Consider the following 16,749-nt stretch of genomic DNA (forward strand, 5'->3'; position numbering starts at 1 on the left):
CTGTTAGAAACGTATCTCTTATAGGTCTATTGGGTTACCTCTCGAAAAAAAATAATAGCTTTTCAATAAAATAATGGATTAATAATTTCTATAATCGTAAAATCGAAACCCTAAAACATAAGAGTTAGCAACAAATGCCAATAAGCCCTATGAACCCTTTCAAAAGTTTAAATTTTTCCGTTTTTTTGCGGGTGATTTTTGCTTAAAAAATTGACTTATGATTATAAATACGGAATTAGAAAATAAAGGGAATTTGTTCCCTTCTAAGATAATAGATTTTAAAAAGGATGTTGATAAACTGTATTTTACAGCAGATAATGATGTTATTCTAGAATTGACAGTTGTAAGAGATAGTTTACTTCGTTTTAGATATACCACAGTAGGAAACTTTAACAATGACTTTTCTTATGCTATAACTAAATACGCTAGTATTGGATATAATAAGCTAGAAATAGAAGAGAAAGAAACGTATTTTGAAGTGGTAACTACAAAATTAGTTTGTAAGATTTCTAAGGATGACATGCGTACTTCTATCTATGATGCTGTGGATGGTACACTTATCAACCAGGATGAAGGTGGATTTCATTGGGAAGAAAGTTACGAGCATGGTGGAAACATTGTTAAGATGAGTAAAGTTTCTAATGATGGCGAAAGCTATTATGGACTTGGTGACAAACCCAATCATCTTAATTTAAAAGGGAAGCGCTACAATAATTGGGTAACCGATTCGTATGCCTACGGAAAGGATACCGACCCTATTTACAAAACGATTCCGTTTTATACAGGTTTACATCATGGTAAAGCTTATGGTATTTTCTTTGATAATACGTTTAGATCCTCTTTCGATTTTGCACAAGAGCGTAGAAATGTAACCAGTTTTTGGGCCCAAGGTGGTGAAATGAATTATTACTTTTTCTATGGTCCTAAAATGAACGATGTTGTAGAGAGCTATACTGATTTAACTGGTAAGCCACATCATTTACCTCCCCTTTGGGCATTAGGTTTTCATCAATGTAAATGGAGTTATTATCCAGAAAGTAAAGTAAAAGAGATAACATCGACATTTAGAAAATTGCAAATTCCGTGTGATGCAATTTATTTAGATATAGACTATATGGAAGGCTTCCGTTGTTTTACTTGGAACAAGGAATATTTTCCAGATCCTAAGCGGATGGTGAAGGAATTAATGGAAGACGGATTTAAAACCGTAGCAATCATTGATCCTGGAATTAAAATAGATAAAAATTATTCCGTATTTAAAGAAGCCTTAGAAAATGATTACTTCTGCAAACGTGCCGATGGAGATTATATGAAAGGTAAAGTGTGGCCAGGTGAATGTTATTTCCCTGATTTTACAAATCCTGAAGTAAGAGATTGGTGGTCAGGTTTATTTCAAGAACTCATTGAAGATATTGGTATTAAAGGAGTTTGGAACGACATGAATGAACCAGCCGTAATGGAGGTGCCTAATAAAACATTTCCAGACGATGTGCGTCACGATTATGACGGCAATCCATGTAGTCATAGAAAAGCCCATAATATATATGGGATGCAAATGGCAAGAGCGACTTATCAAGGTTTAAAAAAATATTCGTATCCAAAACGTCCTTTTGTTATTACAAGAGCAGCTTACTCAGGAACACAACGCTATACCTCGACTTGGACAGGTGATAATGTGGCCACCTGGGAACACCTTTGGATCGCAAATATACAGGCGCAACGTATGGCTATGTCTGGTTTTTCTTTTGCTGGTAGTGATATAGGTGGTTTTGCCGAGCAACCACAAGGAGAATTGTTTACACGCTGGATTCAATTAGGTATTTTTCATCCTTTCTTTAGAGTGCATTCTTCTGGTGATCATGGAGACCAAGAACCTTGGGCTTTTGATGAAGACGTTACGGCAATTGTAAAGAAATTTATAGAAATTAGGTACCAATTATTACCCTATTTATATACAGCATTTTGGAACTATGTGGATCATGGCACACCATTATTAAAATCATTGGTTTTATATGATCAGGCAGATGTGCAAACACATTATAGAACAGACGAGTTTATCTTTGGGGAACAAATATTAGCGTGTCCGGTTCTAGAGCCTAACGCGAAAGGTAGAAGAATGTATATACCTCACGGAAAATGGTATAACTTCTGGACGGATGAAGTCATTAGAGGTGGTAAAGAAATGTGGGTAGATGCAGATATTGATAGCATGCCATTTTTTGTAAAAGAAGGCGCTATAATTCCAAAATATCCAATTCAACAATATGTTGGAGAAAAAGAAATTACAGAAATCACTTTAGATGTGTATTATAAAGACGGTAAGGAAGAAAGTGATTTTTATAGTGATGCTAATGATGGGTTTGATTATACTAAAGGACGATACAGTTTAAGAAACTTTAAACTGACAGGTAAAGTTAATGAGTTAATTATTAATCAGCATAAGGAAGGTAAATACATAACCCCTTACGAGACTTTTAATATTCAGTTTCACGGTTTACCTTTTGATATTGCTGAGGTGCAATTAGACAATGAGAAAATTGTTCATAAAAGCTTAAGAGTTAACGGAATTGAATCTATTGTGGTTGATAAGAATTTTTCTGAGTTACATATAATAGGAGCTAAGTCAACATCAGAGTGACCATTTAATTATTTTTGTGTCTAAAAGATAGTGCAAAATTGATATTTGTATTTCAATTATTATAATTAAAAGAATTAAGTATGAAATTAAATAAAGGCGTATTAAGTTTTGTGATCGTTGTAGTCATGGTATCGTGTGCAACAAATCCATTCACAGGCAAAAAAACGATGGCATTTGTAGGTAACGATCAATTGTTTCCTTCGTCATTTGCACAGTACAACCAAGTACTTACCGAAAGCAAGGTGATTAAAGGAACCTCGGATGCCGAAATGATAAAACGAGTCGGACAACGTATTGCAGTGGCAGCAGAACGCTATCTAAATGCTAATGGCTTTGAAGGTTATTTGGAAGATTACGAATGGGAATATAAATTAATAGAATCCGAGCAAGTCAACGCTTGGTGTATGCCAGGTGGTAAAATAGCATTTTATACAGGTATTTTGCCAATTGCGGCAAATGAAACAGGTATTGCAGCAATTATGGGGCATGAGGTAGCACATGCTTTGGCTAACCATGGACAACAACGTATGAGTGCGGCCTATGTACAACAAGGATTAGCAGTTGTTGGCAATGTCGCTTTATCAAATGATGAACAAGCCTTAGGGATTTTTAATCAATCTTACGGAGTGGTTTCTAATGTGGCAGGAATGTTACCTTTTAGTAGAGCTCATGAAACTGAAGCAGATCAAATAGGAATTTACTTAATGGCGATTGCAGGTTACAATCCAGATGAAGCTTCTGCTTTATGGGAACGTATGAAAGCCAATAGTGGAGGAGAGTCACCTCCAGCATTTTTAAGCTCTCACCCAAGTAACGACTCTAGAATAGAAAATTTAGAGGCCTTATCAGAAAAAGCGAAAGCTGAAGCTAAAAAATTTGGTGTTACATCATTTCGACCAATAAACTAAGATTATAAATATATTTGTTTACTTTAGAAGCTGCTCAATTAGAGCGGCTTTTTTTGTGAAAGTATTTTGAAATTAGGTGATTAAAATCAGGTACTTTGATTATAATTAAGTTAACTAAATAGTATTTATGAGTGAATATAAAAAAGGAAGTCAAAAACTTCTTAACGCGTGGGCGTTTTATGATTGGGCAAATTCAGTGTATACATTAACTATCGCATCGTCCATATTTCCGATATTTTATTCTGCTTTATTTGCTTCCCAACTTGAGAAAACAGTCACGGCTTTTGGAATGGTATTTAAAAGTACAGCTTTAATTACTTATGTTACAGCCTTTACTTTTTTAATGGTGGCAATGTTGTCTCCAATTTTATCTGGTATCGCTGATTACGTTGGTAATAAAAAGAATTTCATGAAATTCTTCTGCTATGTTGGTGGTGCTGGTTGTATCGGTTTGTATTGGTTTAGTATTGAGCCTCACAGAATTCATTTGAGCTTACTTTTTTATTTTATGGGATTAATTGGGTATTGGGGAAGTTTGGTTTTTTATAATTCCTATTTACCTGATATAGCTTATCCAGGACAGCAAGATCGTGTAAGTGCTAAAGGTTTTAGTTTAGGATATGCAGGAAGTGTTATTTTGTTAATATTTAATTTGGCCATGGTGATGTATCCTAATTGGTTTGGTTTTGATATTAGTATTTCTAATACGTTGTTAGAGTATGGTACTGAAGCAGAAATTAGTGAAGCTTTAAAAACTGCCAAAAATAAAGCATCATTTGAAGCGATGAAAATTTCATTTATCACTGTAGGTATTTGGTGGATTTTGTTTAGTCAATATACTTTTTATGTGCTTCCAAATGGTGTTAAAAAAGGCGGTAAAGTAACTAAAGATGTTGTTTTTAATGGCTTAAGAGAATTGAGGGAAGTTTGGAGGCAATTAAAACAAAACTTAAGTTTAAAACGTTACTTGGTAGCCTTTTTTGTATTTAGCATGGCAGTCCAAACCATTATGTTGGTTGCTGTTTATTTTGGTGAAGAGGAAATTGCTTGGGGAGATTCAGACGCTAAGACTTTTGGACTTATAGTAAGTATATTGGTAATTCAGGTGGTGGCAATTTTAGGAGCTATTCTAACCTCTAGAGCGTCATCAAAATTTGGAAATATTAAAACCCTTATAGTTATCAATTTCTTTTGGATGGGATTATGTTTCTATGCTTATTTTATGGAAACACCAATGCAGTTTTATATCGCAGCTGGTTTTGTGGGCTTAGTTATGGGGGGAGTACAAGCCTTGGCAAGATCTACGTATTCTAAATTCTTACCAGAAACAGAGGATACCACGTCATACTTTAGTTTTTATGACGTTGCAGAAAAAATTGGGATAGTGATTGGGATGGGTATTTTTGCAACCATAGACCAAGTTACAGGTAGTATGCGCAATGCAATTTTATTTTTAGTGATCTTTTTTATTGTAGGAATTATTCTGTTGTTTAGAGTGCCAAAATCTCAATTGAAAAATAATGCGTAAATTTACGTGCTATTAATAATATACCACTACAATTTATATAAAGTTTTGTCTTTAGTATCTAATGGTTATAATGAATCTATCAAAGAGCCATGGATATTTCTGACCGTATTTTCTATGTCAAAATATTGTAGTGCTCTTGAGGATAACTAAAATTATGATGAGAAACTTTTGGAAGGAAGAATGGAAAGAGGTGATATTTGACGAAGGAATTGCCGAAAATGAAAAGTTTAAAATCTCTAATTACGGACGAATTTTAAACTGTAAAGGTGAAACTGAATTTGAAGTTAAAAAATCATACATTAATGGATATCAAAACCTTCCTTTAAAACAAAAACAGAACGGAAAATCGACAAGTAGATATATTCACAAACTTGTAGCTGAACATTTTCTTGAGCAGAATGACGGAATTTATGTCATCCATCTCAATTACGATAAAACGGATAATCGGGTCGAGAACTTAAAATGGGCAACAAAAAGAGAGAAGGAAATTCATCAATTTAATAATCCTAATTGGGAAAAAGTTGTAGAAAAAAGAAGTAAGAAAATTGGAAAACTAAATGAAGGAAAAGTAAAAATAATTAAACGCCAATTAAAGAATAAAAGAACGCGAATCAATATGATTGCGAAACGTTTTGGAGTATCCGACACGCAAATTCACAGAATAAAAAATGGTGATAATTGGAGTTCAGTAACTGAGTATTAATATATGTAGGATTAAACAGGATGCAAAGCATATTGTAAATGAATAACTAATCGGATGAAATGGGGTGTTCATAATGGCAATAGTTTCTCGTAGATTTTCACACCATGTAATTGTAGTTGAGACTATTAAAATAAAAAAAAACAGGACACCATAAAATGCCCTGTTTAATGTTATGCTAGGATAGGGTTAATGACTAACACTTCCTGATCCAGAAATACTTGTATTTTTCTTTGTTGGTTGACCTGAATATTTAACGTCACCAGAACCTGCAATTTTTACGGTAAGTTCTCCATTACAATGTACGTTGATATCTCCTGAGCCAGAAATTTTGGCCATCACATTCGTGCTTTTTAAAGCATCTCCATCAAAGTCACCAGAACCTGCTACGACCGTTGACAATTGCGTTGTAATGCCCTTAAGTTCTATATCACCAGAACCTGCAATTTTACTTTCAATTTCTTCTGCGGAAACATTTAAATCAATATCACCAGAACCAGCCAAAGCGACTTTAAAGGTGGTTGTTTTAATTGTACCTGTGTTGGTAATATCACCAGAGCCAGCAAGAGATATTGCACTGATGGATTCATAAGGTATTGTTATCACAATTGTTTGACTAGGTTTAATATTATAGCCTTTCTTAATTTTAATATGTAAAGTGTTTTGTTTCACTTCAGTTACAATATAGCTTATTAAATTAGAGTCGCCTTTAATTGAAATTTCACCTTCTGTACCTTCAATTAGTTTAAAGTCCATAGCACCTGCAGCACTTATGGCGTCATACGTGCCAGTGGAGACTGTTGTTGTAATAATATGACTGTCTCCTTTAATTTTTTTATGTTTTCCCCATTGTGCAGAAGCTACAGTGGTACTAAACAGTAATGTAATAATGGTAATAGATTGTAATAGTTTCATAAGTGTTGGATTTTAATTGATTGATAATTTATAAATATTATTGATTTTTAAATGTAATGCTACCATATTCGGAGCTTATATTAACCGAATTGTTAGAATTGGGTGTACCGTGATAACCTATATATTTCTTGCCAAAATTATCAGTGTTTTTCTCAGTAAAATGAAAGTCTTCAGTAGCCTTTAATGACCCAAAATCTATATCGATATAAAAGTCAAAATTGTAATTGTTATCAATACCCACGGTTATACCAACAAATTCTGTATCGATATCTAGTTTTTTTGTATTCGAAGTGACACGATCTATTTTTATAGATCCATAATCTGCTTTTATTATAGCAGTTTTAAAAATAGTACCCAGTCTTAAAGCCAAATAATCACCACTACCATCAACATTATTGATGTTATCGATTTTAAGCGATCCGTAATCACATTCGTAAACTACATTTTCTGCAATTTCAATAACAGAGGTGGTATAGTCAGCCTCAAGGTTTAAATCTTTGGCTTTGGCGACGGTAAACTCACTGTAATCTGCTTCAATGGTGCCGTTATTTATATATTCAAAATAACTGTTTTTGGTATAATCCATTTTAATATAATTAGAATTTCCTAAAAGTTCTTTCGTGGTTACTTTACCATAGTCACATTTTATAAAGGCATTTCCTTTTAGCTTGTCTAAGTTGATATAGCCATAGTCGTTAAATAATTTTACCGAATTAGTTATTGGCATTTTAACCACATAATTAACTTCCATTTTTACTTTATTGCCTATTTTTTTATTCCACCAAGACGTCTCATAACTATTGCCATCAATTGCCGTAATGGCAGAAACTTTATGAGGTGCAGCTTGGAAAGCTACATCGAGTTCAGCTAGTTTTTCATTAACCTTACTTTCATTACTGCCTTCCACTTTAATTGTAACTTGGATGTCTATCTGATTTTTATCCCATGTTACTATATCGATATTACCATAGCGATTAGTAATATTAAATGTAGCGTCTGCATTGACATTAAAAGATTTTTTTATCGTTTTTTGCCTTTCGTGTTTTGCAATACTAGGTTGTTTATGAGTTGCCCATATAATTGAGGGCATCAGCACTATAAGAAAGCTAATTTTATATAATAGTTTCATTTGAATTGGATTTGAATTGTTTAACGGTTTCAATTTGTTCTAAGACGTTGTTCAGAATGTCAATTCTGGTTTGAAAATTGGAAATCATGGCGTAAATAACACGTTCGTTTTTTCCACTTTCGGTTAAATCAGTTTTTAATTTTTGGTAATCGGTTTCTAAAAGTTGTATCTGAATTAAAGCATCATTAATGATTTGTTCGGTTAATGGCGAACGTTCTTTGTTCAGTTTTTTTAATTCATTTTCAAGAGTTACAGTGAAAAAATTTTGGGTTTCTGACATTTCAGGCGACACGCTTGCTAAATCTAACACTTTAGGTTGTGGGTCTACCATGGTAAACAGCCCAAAACAAATAACTATAGCTGCCGCAATTGCGAGTAACGGCTTCCAGTTAAAATGCAACGTCTTTTTACCTTCAGTAAGGACGTTATCTTTGGCGTTTAATTTGTCTAAAAATCTTAGCTCATGATTTGGCTGAGGTGTTTCAATATTAAATTCACCTTTTAGGTCTTCAAATAAACTTTCTAAATTATCGTTTTTCATATGTTAATTTATGATGCGTTTAATAGTAATTTTTGTCTCAAACTTTCTTTTGCTCGTGATATTAAGGTTCTGCAATTGGCATAAGAAATGTTCATAATCTCACAAATTTCCTCGTAATCGTAACCTTCAATTAAATGCAACGAAAGGCTTAAGCTATAATTTGGCTTTAAGGTTTTCATAGTATCTAAAATCACTTTTACTTTTACATGGTTCTGTTCATTTTCATTGATGCCAGTCTCGTCTTCAACTTTATAAATGACGCGTTCTAAAGGAACTTCATTTTGTTTTAGCGTTTTATTGTAATATCCAATACTATTGTTTACTACAATACGTTTTAACCATGCACCAAATAAACTGCTGTCTTGTAAGGTTTGTAATTTTGTAAACGCTGTTAAAAAGGATTCTTGCATAATGTCTTCAGCTTTAAAAGAATTTTTTACAATTCTTAGAGCTGTGTTATACATGGCCTTGTTATATCTGTTATAAATTTCCAACTGTGCACGTTGGTTTCCAGATTTACATAGCTGTAATAACTGTTCGATATTTTGATTGGTTGATGTCAAAAAAACAATTGCTTTTATCTAAAGAGCACAACTTTTTTATATTGTTACAGTTTAAAATGAAAAAAGTTTTATGTCGTTATAAAGGTAATGGCATAACAATTGAAATTATACAAGTGTGAATAACTTTGAATATCTTATAATGTTTTGATATTCAGTATAAAGATAATTATTAATACCTTTAAATCAATGTTGTTCTGTATGATAATAATGACAGAATGACTTAAAAATATATATGGCGAAATCAAATTTTTTAAACTTAGACAATCTGTCATTTCAGGATTTTGATGAGAATTCAGAATTAATTCCTTTAATGACTCCTGAAGATGAAGAATTAATAAATAACGAATCTTTACCAGAATCGCTGCCTATTTTACCTTTGCGAAATACGGTTTTGTTTCCTGGTGTGGTGATACCAATTACAGCAGGTAGAGATGCTTCTATTAAATTGATTAATGATGCTAATAAAGGCGGAAAAGTTATTGGGGTTGTTTCTCAAAAGGACGAATCGGTAGAAAACCCAACAGCAAAAGATATTTATAAAACAGGTACTGTAGCACGAATCTTAAAAGTGCTAAAAATGCCAGATGGTAATACTACAGTTATTATACAAGGTAAAAAACGTTTTGTAATCAATGAGGTAATTAAAGAAAAACCTTATTTAACAGCTACAATTTCAGATATTCCTGAAGCAAAACCAGCTAAAGAGAATGAAGAGTTTAGGGCAATTATAGATTCTATAAAGGATTTGTCTTTAGACATTATTAAAGAAAGTCCAAATATTCCTTCTGAAGCAAGTTTTGCGATTAAGAATATTGAAAGCGATTCGTTTTTAGTGAATTTTGTATCGTCTAACATGAATCTTAAAGTTGAGGAGAAGCAAGAGCTATTAAAAATCAACGATCTTAAAGAGCGTGCGCTTCAGACTTTAAAATTTATGAATCTCGAGTTTCAAAAGCTTGAGCTTAAAAACGATATACAAAATAAGGTTCAGAGTGATATGAACCAACAGCAGCGTGAATATTTCTTACATCAGCAAATGAAAACCATTCAAGAAGAATTGGGTGGAGGAGTGTCTTCTGGTGAAGAGATTGAAGATATGAAAGCACGTGCTAAGGAGAAAAAATGGGATGAAAAAGTAAAAGCGCATTTTGAAAAAGAATTATCAAAAATGCAACGCATGAATCCTCAGGTGGCAGAGTATTCTATTCAACGTAATTATTTAGATCTCTTTTTAGATTTACCATGGAATGAGTTTAGTAAAGACAAATTCGATTTAAAGCGTGCGCAAAAAATCTTAGATCGCGATCATTTTGGTTTAGAAGATGTAAAGAAAAGGATTATAGAATATTTAGCGGTTTTAAAACTTCGTAACGATATGAAGTCTCCAATTCTTTGTCTTTATGGGCCTCCAGGTGTTGGTAAAACTTCGTTAGGAAAATCAGTTGCAGAAGCTTTGGGAAGAGAGTATGTACGTATTTCTTTAGGTGGTTTACGAGATGAAGCCGAAATCCGTGGACATAGAAAAACCTATATTGGTGCAATGCCAGGCCGTATAATTCAGAGTTTAAAGAAAGCACAAACATCTAATCCGGTTTTTGTATTAGATGAAATAGATAAGTTGTCTACAGGAAGTCAAGGTGATCCGTCATCTGCAATGTTAGAAGTTTTAGATCCTGAACAGAATAATGAGTTTTACGATAATTTCCTAGAAATGGGATACGATTTATCTAAAGTGATGTTTATTGCAACTTCTAATAGTTTAAATACCATTCAGCCAGCATTGAGAGACCGAATGGAAATTATTAACGTTACGGGTTATACCATTGAAGAAAAGGTAGAAATTGCTAAACGTCACTTATTACCTAAACAATTAAAAGAACACGGGTTAGACGATAAAGCTTTAAAAATCGTAAAACCACAACTCGAAAAAATAGTAGAAGGATACACGCGCGAATCTGGTGTTAGAGGTTTAGAAAAGCAAATAGCAAAAATGGTGCGTTATGCAGCTAAGAATATTGCAATGGAAGAGGAGTATAACATTAAAGTTACTAATGACGATGTTATTGAGATTCTCGGTAGTCCAAGATTAGAACGCGATAAGTATGAAAACAATGATGTTGCTGGAGTCGTAACCGGTTTGGCATGGACAAGTGTAGGAGGAGATATCCTTTTTATTGAATCTATTTTGTCTAAAGGGAAAGGTACTTTATCCATTACAGGTAATTTAGGTAAAGTGATGAAGGAATCGGCTACTATTGCTATGGAATACATTAAAGCTAATGCCGATGAATTTGGAATAAATCCTGAAGTTTTTGCTAAGTACAATGTGCATATTCATGTACCAGAAGGAGCAACACCTAAAGATGGGCCAAGTGCAGGTGTAACCATGTTAACTTCTTTAGTATCTTTGTTTACACAGCGTAAAGTGAAAAAGAGCTTAGCGATGACAGGTGAAATTACACTTAGAGGTAAAGTATTACCCGTTGGAGGCATTAAAGAGAAAATCTTAGCAGCTAAACGAGCTCGTATCAAAGAGATTTTACTTTGTGAAGATAATCGTAGAGATATAGATGAAATTAAACCAGAATATCTAAAGGGATTAACATTTCACTATGTGAAAGATATGAGTGATGTTTTAAAACTAGCACTTACGAAACAAAAAGTACAGAATGCTAAAAAGCTTTAAACTAATACTAACATTTTTAATAAGTTTTACTTCGTTAATGGCTGTAAACGCTCAAGACGAAGTAAAATTTAAAGATGTTGTATTAGATGGTAAGCCAGCAAAATTAGATATACGTACTGGAGAAATTACACTAGTAACATTAGAACAAAATAATGTTACTAGTGAAATGGATTCCGTTAATACCGATTCTATATCCATACCTAAATTATCAATTAATAAAGAGGAACCTGATGTTACTAATGTCATTTTAGATAATGTTTCCGATTTTCATGTGGTACAGAAAGGAGATAATTTATTTCAACTTTCAATAAAGTACAAAACGAGTTTAGGAGAATTACAAGAAGCCAATAACTTAGAAACGACACTTATTACAACAGGACAACGCTTAAGAGTTCGAAATTTTACTAAGGTTAATAACGACGCTAAAGACGTCACGTTTTGGGTGGTTAAAAAAGGAGATACATTGTATAGTATTGCAAAAGATAAAGGAACAACGGTTAAAGCGCTTATGCGAATGAATGGTTTAAAGAGTGATGTTATTAAAATTGGTCAAAAACTGCAATTAAAATAGAAAAGAAGAGCATTGAAAAAATAAAAAAATCATATCCTCGTTTTAAGATAGATTTAGTTATTTTGCAGCACCTATGATTAAGAGGATTACGACCTTATTTTTTATGCTTTTGGCACTGCCGTTGTTTGCACAATTGGGTGGTGAAGCGACGTATCAGTTTCTTAATCTTGTGTCTTCACCAAGACAAGCCGCTTTAGGCGGAAAGATTATTACCAACTTTGATCATGATGTTACGGAAGCCCTTTACAATCCGGCATCCATCAATTACAAAATGAGCAATCAATTGGCTGTTAATTATTCCAGCTATTTGGGAGGTATTAGCTACGGAACGGCAGCTTATGCCTATACTTGGGATAGACATGTACAAACTTTTCATATTGGTGTAACGTACATTAACTATGGCTCTTTTGACGGCTATGATGTCGATGGTAACTCAACAGGTACATTTAGTGGTAATGAAACAGCGATATCTGCGGGTTATAATTATAATATTCCATATACCGATTTTTATATTGGCGCTAATCTTAAAGTTATTACTTCAGCGTTAGAACAGTACAATTCAATAGGAGGTGCTGTAGATTTTGGAGCTATGTATATTAATGAAAGACTCGATTTTCATGCGGCTTTAACGGTTAGAAATATAGGAACCCAGTTTACAACCTATGCAGGGCAGAAAGAACCGTTACCATTAGAGGTTAATTTTGGTATGTCTCAAACTTTAGAAAATGTTCCGTTACGTTGGCACTTAACGCTAGAGAATTTACAAAAATGGCCTATAGGTGTTTCTAATCCTGCGAGAGCGACTACAGATTTAGATGGTAATCAAACAGAAGAAAAAGTTGGATTTTTAAATAAAGGCTTACGTCATTTAATTTTAGGGGCCGAATTATTTCCAGAAGGTGGTTTTAATGTGCGTTTAGGCTATAACTTTAGGCGTGCAGAAGAATTACGAATTGTAGATCAACGAAACTTCTCAGGACTCTCTGTAGGTGTAGGGATTAAATTAAATAAAATGCGTTTTAACTATACGCATGCGAGATATTCAGGAGCTTCAAATACAAGTTTTTTTGGACTTCAAATAGATTTAGATGGCCGAAGAAGATAATAGTGAATTGAACATTACTTTCTAGTTTCAAACAGTTATAATCTATGCTAACTTTAAGGTTTCCATAGTAAAAAAACACAATAGATATTAAGCATAATATGAGTAAGATTATTATTGCAATAGACGGATTTTCATCCACGGGAAAAAGTACAATTGCCAAACAATTAGCAAACGCGCTAGACTATATTTATGTCGATACAGGAGCAATGTATAGAGCAGTAGCGTACTTTGCCTTGAAACATAATCTAATTGGTGATGGTTTTTTTAAAGAAGATGAATTAGTTAATAGACTCGAAGATATAAGTATTAAATTTAAGTTTAACAAAGCTGTAGGTTTTGCTGAGGTCTATTTAAACGGAATAAATATTGAAGCTGATATAAGGACACTTAGAGTCTCAAAGTTCGTTAGCCCAGTGGCAACATTGTCTGCAGTGCGTAGCAAATTAGTGGAGCAACAACAACTTATGGGAAAAGATAAAGGTATTGTTATGGATGGTCGTGATATAGGAACTGTTGTTTTTCCTGATGCTGAATTAAAAATTTTTATGACTGCTTCTGCAGAAACAAGAGCCAAACGTCGTTATAAAGAATTGTTAGATCGTGGTCACAAATTGAGTTATGAAGATGTCCTTGAAAACGTAACCACAAGAGATCATATTGATTCTACACGAGAAGATTCTCCATTAGTAAAAGCTGAAGACGCTATAGAGATTGATAATTCCGATTTAACTATTAAAGCACAATTAGAAACTATAATTAACTTGGCTAATCAACGTATTAATGCTTAAAAAAAAAGCGACCTTACAGAAGATAAAGTCGCTCGATTTATATGTTTGTTACCTTTATTATAAATTAGGAATTACTAATTCCTGTCCTGGATGAATCATATCAGGGTTCTTTAAAATATCGGTATTTGCTTCAAATATTTTTTGATATTTTCCAGGTTCACCATAGTATTGCTTTGCAATTTTCCCTAAAGTTTCACCAGAAGAAACGGTATGTCTAGCATAAACAGACTCATCGGCAACCTTAATGTCTGCCATAATATCAGTAGGTTCTTCACCACCGATTTCTTTAATCTTATCCCAGATTAAGTTTTTTTCGTATTGTGTTGCGGCCGTACCCCAAACTTTTAATTGTCCGTTTACTTCTTCAACATTTCCTTCTGCGATGTTTAATTTTTCTCCTAAGTCTAATACATCTTGATATTTAGCTCTAACCATTTTTATAAATTTTAATTGTTAATAGTATTGTAAATATACCAATTTAAGTATTATAATTTTAACTGTAATACATCAAACAGGTATTCTATTACATAAGACACAAGACTAAAAGAAAAGTCACATAATTTAGTGTTTGGTAATCAGAATAATAAATAGTACTTTTGCACTCCTTTTTAGCGATGTTAAGAAAGTAGAAAAGGGAACAAAACAAATATAATAATAACTTCTGTAGATTTTTCGCTAATCTTTCAATAATTACAGAATACAAATTTTAATTCAGCACATGTCTGAAAAAGAAACAAATCAAGCTGAAGTTGAAGCAACTGAAGCAGTACAAGCTCCAGTAATCTCTGAAGCTCAAGCAAACCCAGAAAAATTCTTAAAAGAGTTCGATTGGCACAATTACGAAGAAGGAATTGAGCAAGTTGCGGACACTAAATTAGAAGAGTTCGAAAAATTAGTATCAGAAAATTTCGTTGACACTTTAGATGACGAAGTTGTAGAAGGTACTGTTATCACTATCACAGATCGTGATGCTATTATTGACATTAACGCAAAGTCTGAAGGTGTAATTTCTCTTAATGAGTTCCGTTACAACCCAAACTTAGCTGTTGGTGATAAAGTAGAAGTATTAATTGATGTACGTGAAGACGCGACAGGTCAGTTAGTATTATCTCACAGAAAAGCGAGAGTAATTAAAGCATGGGATCGTGTAAACAATGCACATGATACAGGCGAAATCGTTAACGGTTTTGTAAAGTGCAGAACTAAAGGTGGTATGATCGTAGATGTATTTGGTATAGAAGCATTCTTACCAGGTTCTCAAATCGATGTGAAGCCTATTAGAGATTACGATCAGTACGTAAATAAAACTATGGAATTTAAAGTTGTGAAAATCAACCACGAATTCAAAAACATAGTCGTTTCTCATAAAGCGCTTATTGAAGCGGATATTGAAGAACAAAAGAAAGAAATCATTGGTCAACTAGAAAAAGGACAAGTATTAGAAGGTATTGTGAAGAACATTACTTCTTATGGTGTGTTTATCGATTTAGGTGGTGTAGATGGTTTAGTTCATATTACAGATTTATCTTGGTCTCGTATTAACCATCCAAATGAGATTGTTGAGTTAGATCAGAAATTAAATGTTGTAATCCTTGATTTTGATGAAAACAAATCAAGAATCCAATTAGGTCTTAAGCAATTATCTAAGCACCCTTGGGAAGCTTTAGGTGAAAACGTAAAAGTTGGAGATAAAGTAAAAGGTAAAGTCGTAGTTATCGCTGATTACGGTGCTTTTGTTGAAGTTGAAGAAGGTGTAGAAGGATTAGTTCACGTAAGTGAAATGTCTTGGTCAACACATTTACGCTCAGCTCAAGATTTCGTATCTGTAGGAGATGAAATCGATGCTGTAATCTTAACTTTAGATAGAGAAGATCGTAAAATGTCTCTAGGTATTAAGCAATTAACTCCAGATCCATGGACAGATATTACGACTAAGTATCCTGTAGGTTCTAAGCACACAGGTATTGTACGTAACTTTACAAACTTTGGTGTTTTTGTTGAATTAGAAGAAGGAATCGACGGATTAATTTATATCTCTGATTTATCTTGGACTAAGAAAATTAAGCATCCATCAGAATTCTGTAACGTTGGTGATAAATTAGATGTTGTAGTATTAGAGTTAGATGTAGAAGGACGTAAATTATCTTTAGGTCATAAGCAAACTACTGAAAACCCTTGGGATAAGTACGAAACTGAGTTCGCTCTTGGTACTAGCCATACTGCAGCTATTACAGAAATGGTAGATAAAGGTGCAACTATTGAATTTAACGAAGATATCGTTGCCTTTGTACCAGCACGTCACTTAGAGAAAGAAGATGGTTCTAAACTTGCTAAAGGTGAAGAAGCAGAATTCAAGATCATTGAATTTAATAAAGAATTCAAACGTGTTGTAGCATCTCATACAGCTGTATTTAGAGAAGAAGAAGCTAAAATCGTTAAGCAAGCTGTTAGAAAGCAGGAAGCTCAAGCGGCAGAAGCTAAACCTACTTTAGGTGATGCAAATGATGCTTTACAAGCACTTAAAGATAAAATGGACGGGAAGAAATAATTTCCTAAATTTTGAGTCAGCCTTTTTAGGTTGACAACTTTAAAAATATATAAACCAGAGAATTTTATTCTCTGGTTTTTTTTGTTTTATATCAGAAAAAGAGCGTTTCTACTTCATATTTTAATACGA

Annotated in this window: 14 protein-coding genes; 9 read left to right on the forward strand and 5 right to left on the reverse strand. The window is 33.3% G+C overall.

The features are described from left to right. The first annotated feature begins 217 nt into the window (after window positions 1-217). From C8N41_RS13035 to C8N41_RS13050, 4 genes are all read left to right on the forward strand, one after another. Complete coding sequence (locus C8N41_RS13035) at window positions 218-2,638, forward strand: glycoside hydrolase family 31 protein (RefSeq protein WP_115839596.1); 2,421 nt, start codon at window positions 218-220, stop codon at window positions 2,636-2,638. Window positions 2,639-2,718: 80 nt separating this feature from the next. Further along, window positions 2,719-3,546 carry a M48 family metallopeptidase gene (locus C8N41_RS13040; protein WP_092443372.1) on the forward strand — a complete coding sequence of 276 codons (828 nt, stop codon included), beginning with the start codon at window positions 2,719-2,721 and terminating at the stop codon, window positions 3,544-3,546. Between the two features lie 127 nt (window positions 3,547-3,673). Beyond that, complete coding sequence (locus tag C8N41_RS13045) at window positions 3,674-5,074, forward strand: MFS transporter (RefSeq protein ID WP_115839597.1); 1,401 nt, start codon at window positions 3,674-3,676, stop codon at window positions 5,072-5,074. Between the two features lie 154 nt (window positions 5,075-5,228). Then, entirely contained in the window at window positions 5,229-5,777 is a 549-nt protein-coding gene (locus tag C8N41_RS13050) for an HNH endonuclease (protein WP_092443368.1), read from the forward strand. Window positions 5,778-5,963: 186 nt separating this feature from the next. Here the strand turns inward: C8N41_RS13050 and C8N41_RS13055 are convergent, their stop codons facing one another. Genes C8N41_RS13055 through C8N41_RS13070 form a run of 4 tightly spaced genes read right to left on the reverse strand, consistent with a single transcriptional unit; the run spans window position 5,964 to window position 8,922 of the window. Next, complete coding sequence (locus C8N41_RS13055) at window positions 5,964-6,689, reverse strand: head GIN domain-containing protein (RefSeq protein WP_115839598.1); 726 nt, start codon at window positions 6,687-6,689, stop codon at window positions 5,964-5,966. A 37-nt stretch (window positions 6,690-6,726) separates the two neighbouring features. Beyond that, on the reverse strand, window positions 6,727-7,818 hold the full coding sequence (locus tag C8N41_RS13060; protein ID WP_115839599.1) for a hypothetical protein: 1,092 nt from the start codon (window positions 7,816-7,818) through the stop codon (window positions 6,727-6,729). Continuing rightward, complete coding sequence (locus tag C8N41_RS13065) at window positions 7,802-8,359, reverse strand: hypothetical protein (protein ID WP_092443362.1); 558 nt, start codon at window positions 8,357-8,359, stop codon at window positions 7,802-7,804. Before C8N41_RS13065 ends, C8N41_RS13060 begins: the two co-directional genes overlap by 17 nt. 8 nt (window positions 8,360-8,367) lie before the next feature. Further along, window positions 8,368-8,922 carry an RNA polymerase sigma factor gene (locus tag C8N41_RS13070; RefSeq protein ID WP_115839600.1) on the reverse strand — a complete coding sequence of 185 codons (555 nt, stop codon included), beginning with the start codon at window positions 8,920-8,922 and terminating at the stop codon, window positions 8,368-8,370. A 232-nt stretch (window positions 8,923-9,154) separates the two neighbouring features. On the opposite strand from C8N41_RS13070, the gene lon reads away from it, so the two are divergent. The 4 genes from lon to cmk all read left to right on the forward strand — a co-directional run bounded on the left by lon (window position 9,155) and on the right by cmk (window position 14,072). Then, the gene (gene lon, locus C8N41_RS13075; protein WP_115839601.1) at window positions 9,155-11,608 is read left to right on the forward strand and encodes an endopeptidase La; all 2,454 of its coding nucleotides are present in this window, start codon (window positions 9,155-9,157) and stop codon (window positions 11,606-11,608) included. Between the two features lie 37 nt (window positions 11,609-11,645). Next, a complete protein-coding gene (locus C8N41_RS13080) occupies window positions 11,646-12,179 on the forward strand; it encodes a LysM peptidoglycan-binding domain-containing protein (protein ID WP_170137129.1) in 534 nt (177 codons plus the stop codon). A gap of 73 nt (window positions 12,180-12,252) precedes the next feature. Further along, window positions 12,253-13,284, forward strand: a complete 1,032-nt coding sequence (gene porQ, locus C8N41_RS13085; protein ID WP_147298966.1) for a type IX secretion system protein PorQ — start codon at window positions 12,253-12,255, stop codon at window positions 13,282-13,284. Window positions 13,285-13,382: 98 nt separating this feature from the next. Next, window positions 13,383-14,072, forward strand: a complete 690-nt coding sequence (cmk, locus tag C8N41_RS13090; protein ID WP_115839603.1) for a (d)CMP kinase — start codon at window positions 13,383-13,385, stop codon at window positions 14,070-14,072. Window positions 14,073-14,129: 57 nt separating this feature from the next. Here the strand turns inward: cmk and C8N41_RS13095 are convergent, their stop codons facing one another. Next, window positions 14,130-14,507, reverse strand: coding sequence for a LysM peptidoglycan-binding domain-containing protein (locus tag C8N41_RS13095; protein WP_092443352.1), 378 nt, complete (start codon window positions 14,505-14,507; stop codon window positions 14,130-14,132). 283 nt (window positions 14,508-14,790) lie between these two features. Between C8N41_RS13095 and rpsA the strand changes: the two genes are divergently transcribed. Further along, window positions 14,791-16,620: a 30S ribosomal protein S1 gene (rpsA, locus tag C8N41_RS13100; protein ID WP_092443350.1), complete on the forward strand. Its 1,830-nt coding sequence runs from the start codon at window positions 14,791-14,793 to the stop codon at window positions 16,618-16,620. Window positions 16,621-16,749: the final 129 nt, after the last annotated feature.

The sequence above is a fragment of the Winogradskyella sediminis genome (assembly GCF_003387355.1).
Lineage (GTDB): Bacteria > Bacteroidota > Bacteroidia > Flavobacteriales > Flavobacteriaceae > Winogradskyella > Winogradskyella sediminis.

Excerpts from the sequence above, each read along its gene's own strand:
- C8N41_RS13080 (WP_170137129.1), top strand. The coding sequence starts at position 11,646 with ATGGCTGTAAACGCTCAAGACGAAGTAAAATTTAAAGATGTTGTATTA.
- cmk (WP_115839603.1), top strand. The coding sequence starts at position 13,383 with ATGAGTAAGATTATTATTGCAATAGACGGATTTTCATCCACGGGAAAA.
- C8N41_RS13065 (WP_092443362.1), bottom strand. The coding sequence starts at position 8,359 with ATGAAAAACGATAATTTAGAAAGTTTATTTGAAGACCTAAAAGGTGAA.
- rpsA (WP_092443350.1), top strand. The coding sequence starts at position 14,791 with ATGTCTGAAAAAGAAACAAATCAAGCTGAAGTTGAAGCAACTGAAGCA.
- C8N41_RS13060 (WP_115839599.1), bottom strand. The coding sequence starts at position 7,818 with ATGAAACTATTATATAAAATTAGCTTTCTTATAGTGCTGATGCCCTCA.
- C8N41_RS13035 (WP_115839596.1), top strand. The coding sequence starts at position 218 with ATGATTATAAATACGGAATTAGAAAATAAAGGGAATTTGTTCCCTTCT.
- C8N41_RS13095 (WP_092443352.1), bottom strand. The coding sequence starts at position 14,507 with ATGGTTAGAGCTAAATATCAAGATGTATTAGACTTAGGAGAAAAATTA.
- C8N41_RS13040 (WP_092443372.1), top strand. The coding sequence starts at position 2,719 with ATGAAATTAAATAAAGGCGTATTAAGTTTTGTGATCGTTGTAGTCATG.
- lon (WP_115839601.1), top strand. The coding sequence starts at position 9,155 with ATGGCGAAATCAAATTTTTTAAACTTAGACAATCTGTCATTTCAGGAT.
- C8N41_RS13055 (WP_115839598.1), bottom strand. The coding sequence starts at position 6,689 with ATGAAACTATTACAATCTATTACCATTATTACATTACTGTTTAGTACC.
- porQ (WP_147298966.1), top strand. The coding sequence starts at position 12,253 with ATGATTAAGAGGATTACGACCTTATTTTTTATGCTTTTGGCACTGCCG.
- C8N41_RS13045 (WP_115839597.1), top strand. The coding sequence starts at position 3,674 with ATGAGTGAATATAAAAAAGGAAGTCAAAAACTTCTTAACGCGTGGGCG.
- C8N41_RS13050 (WP_092443368.1), top strand. The coding sequence starts at position 5,229 with ATGATGAGAAACTTTTGGAAGGAAGAATGGAAAGAGGTGATATTTGAC.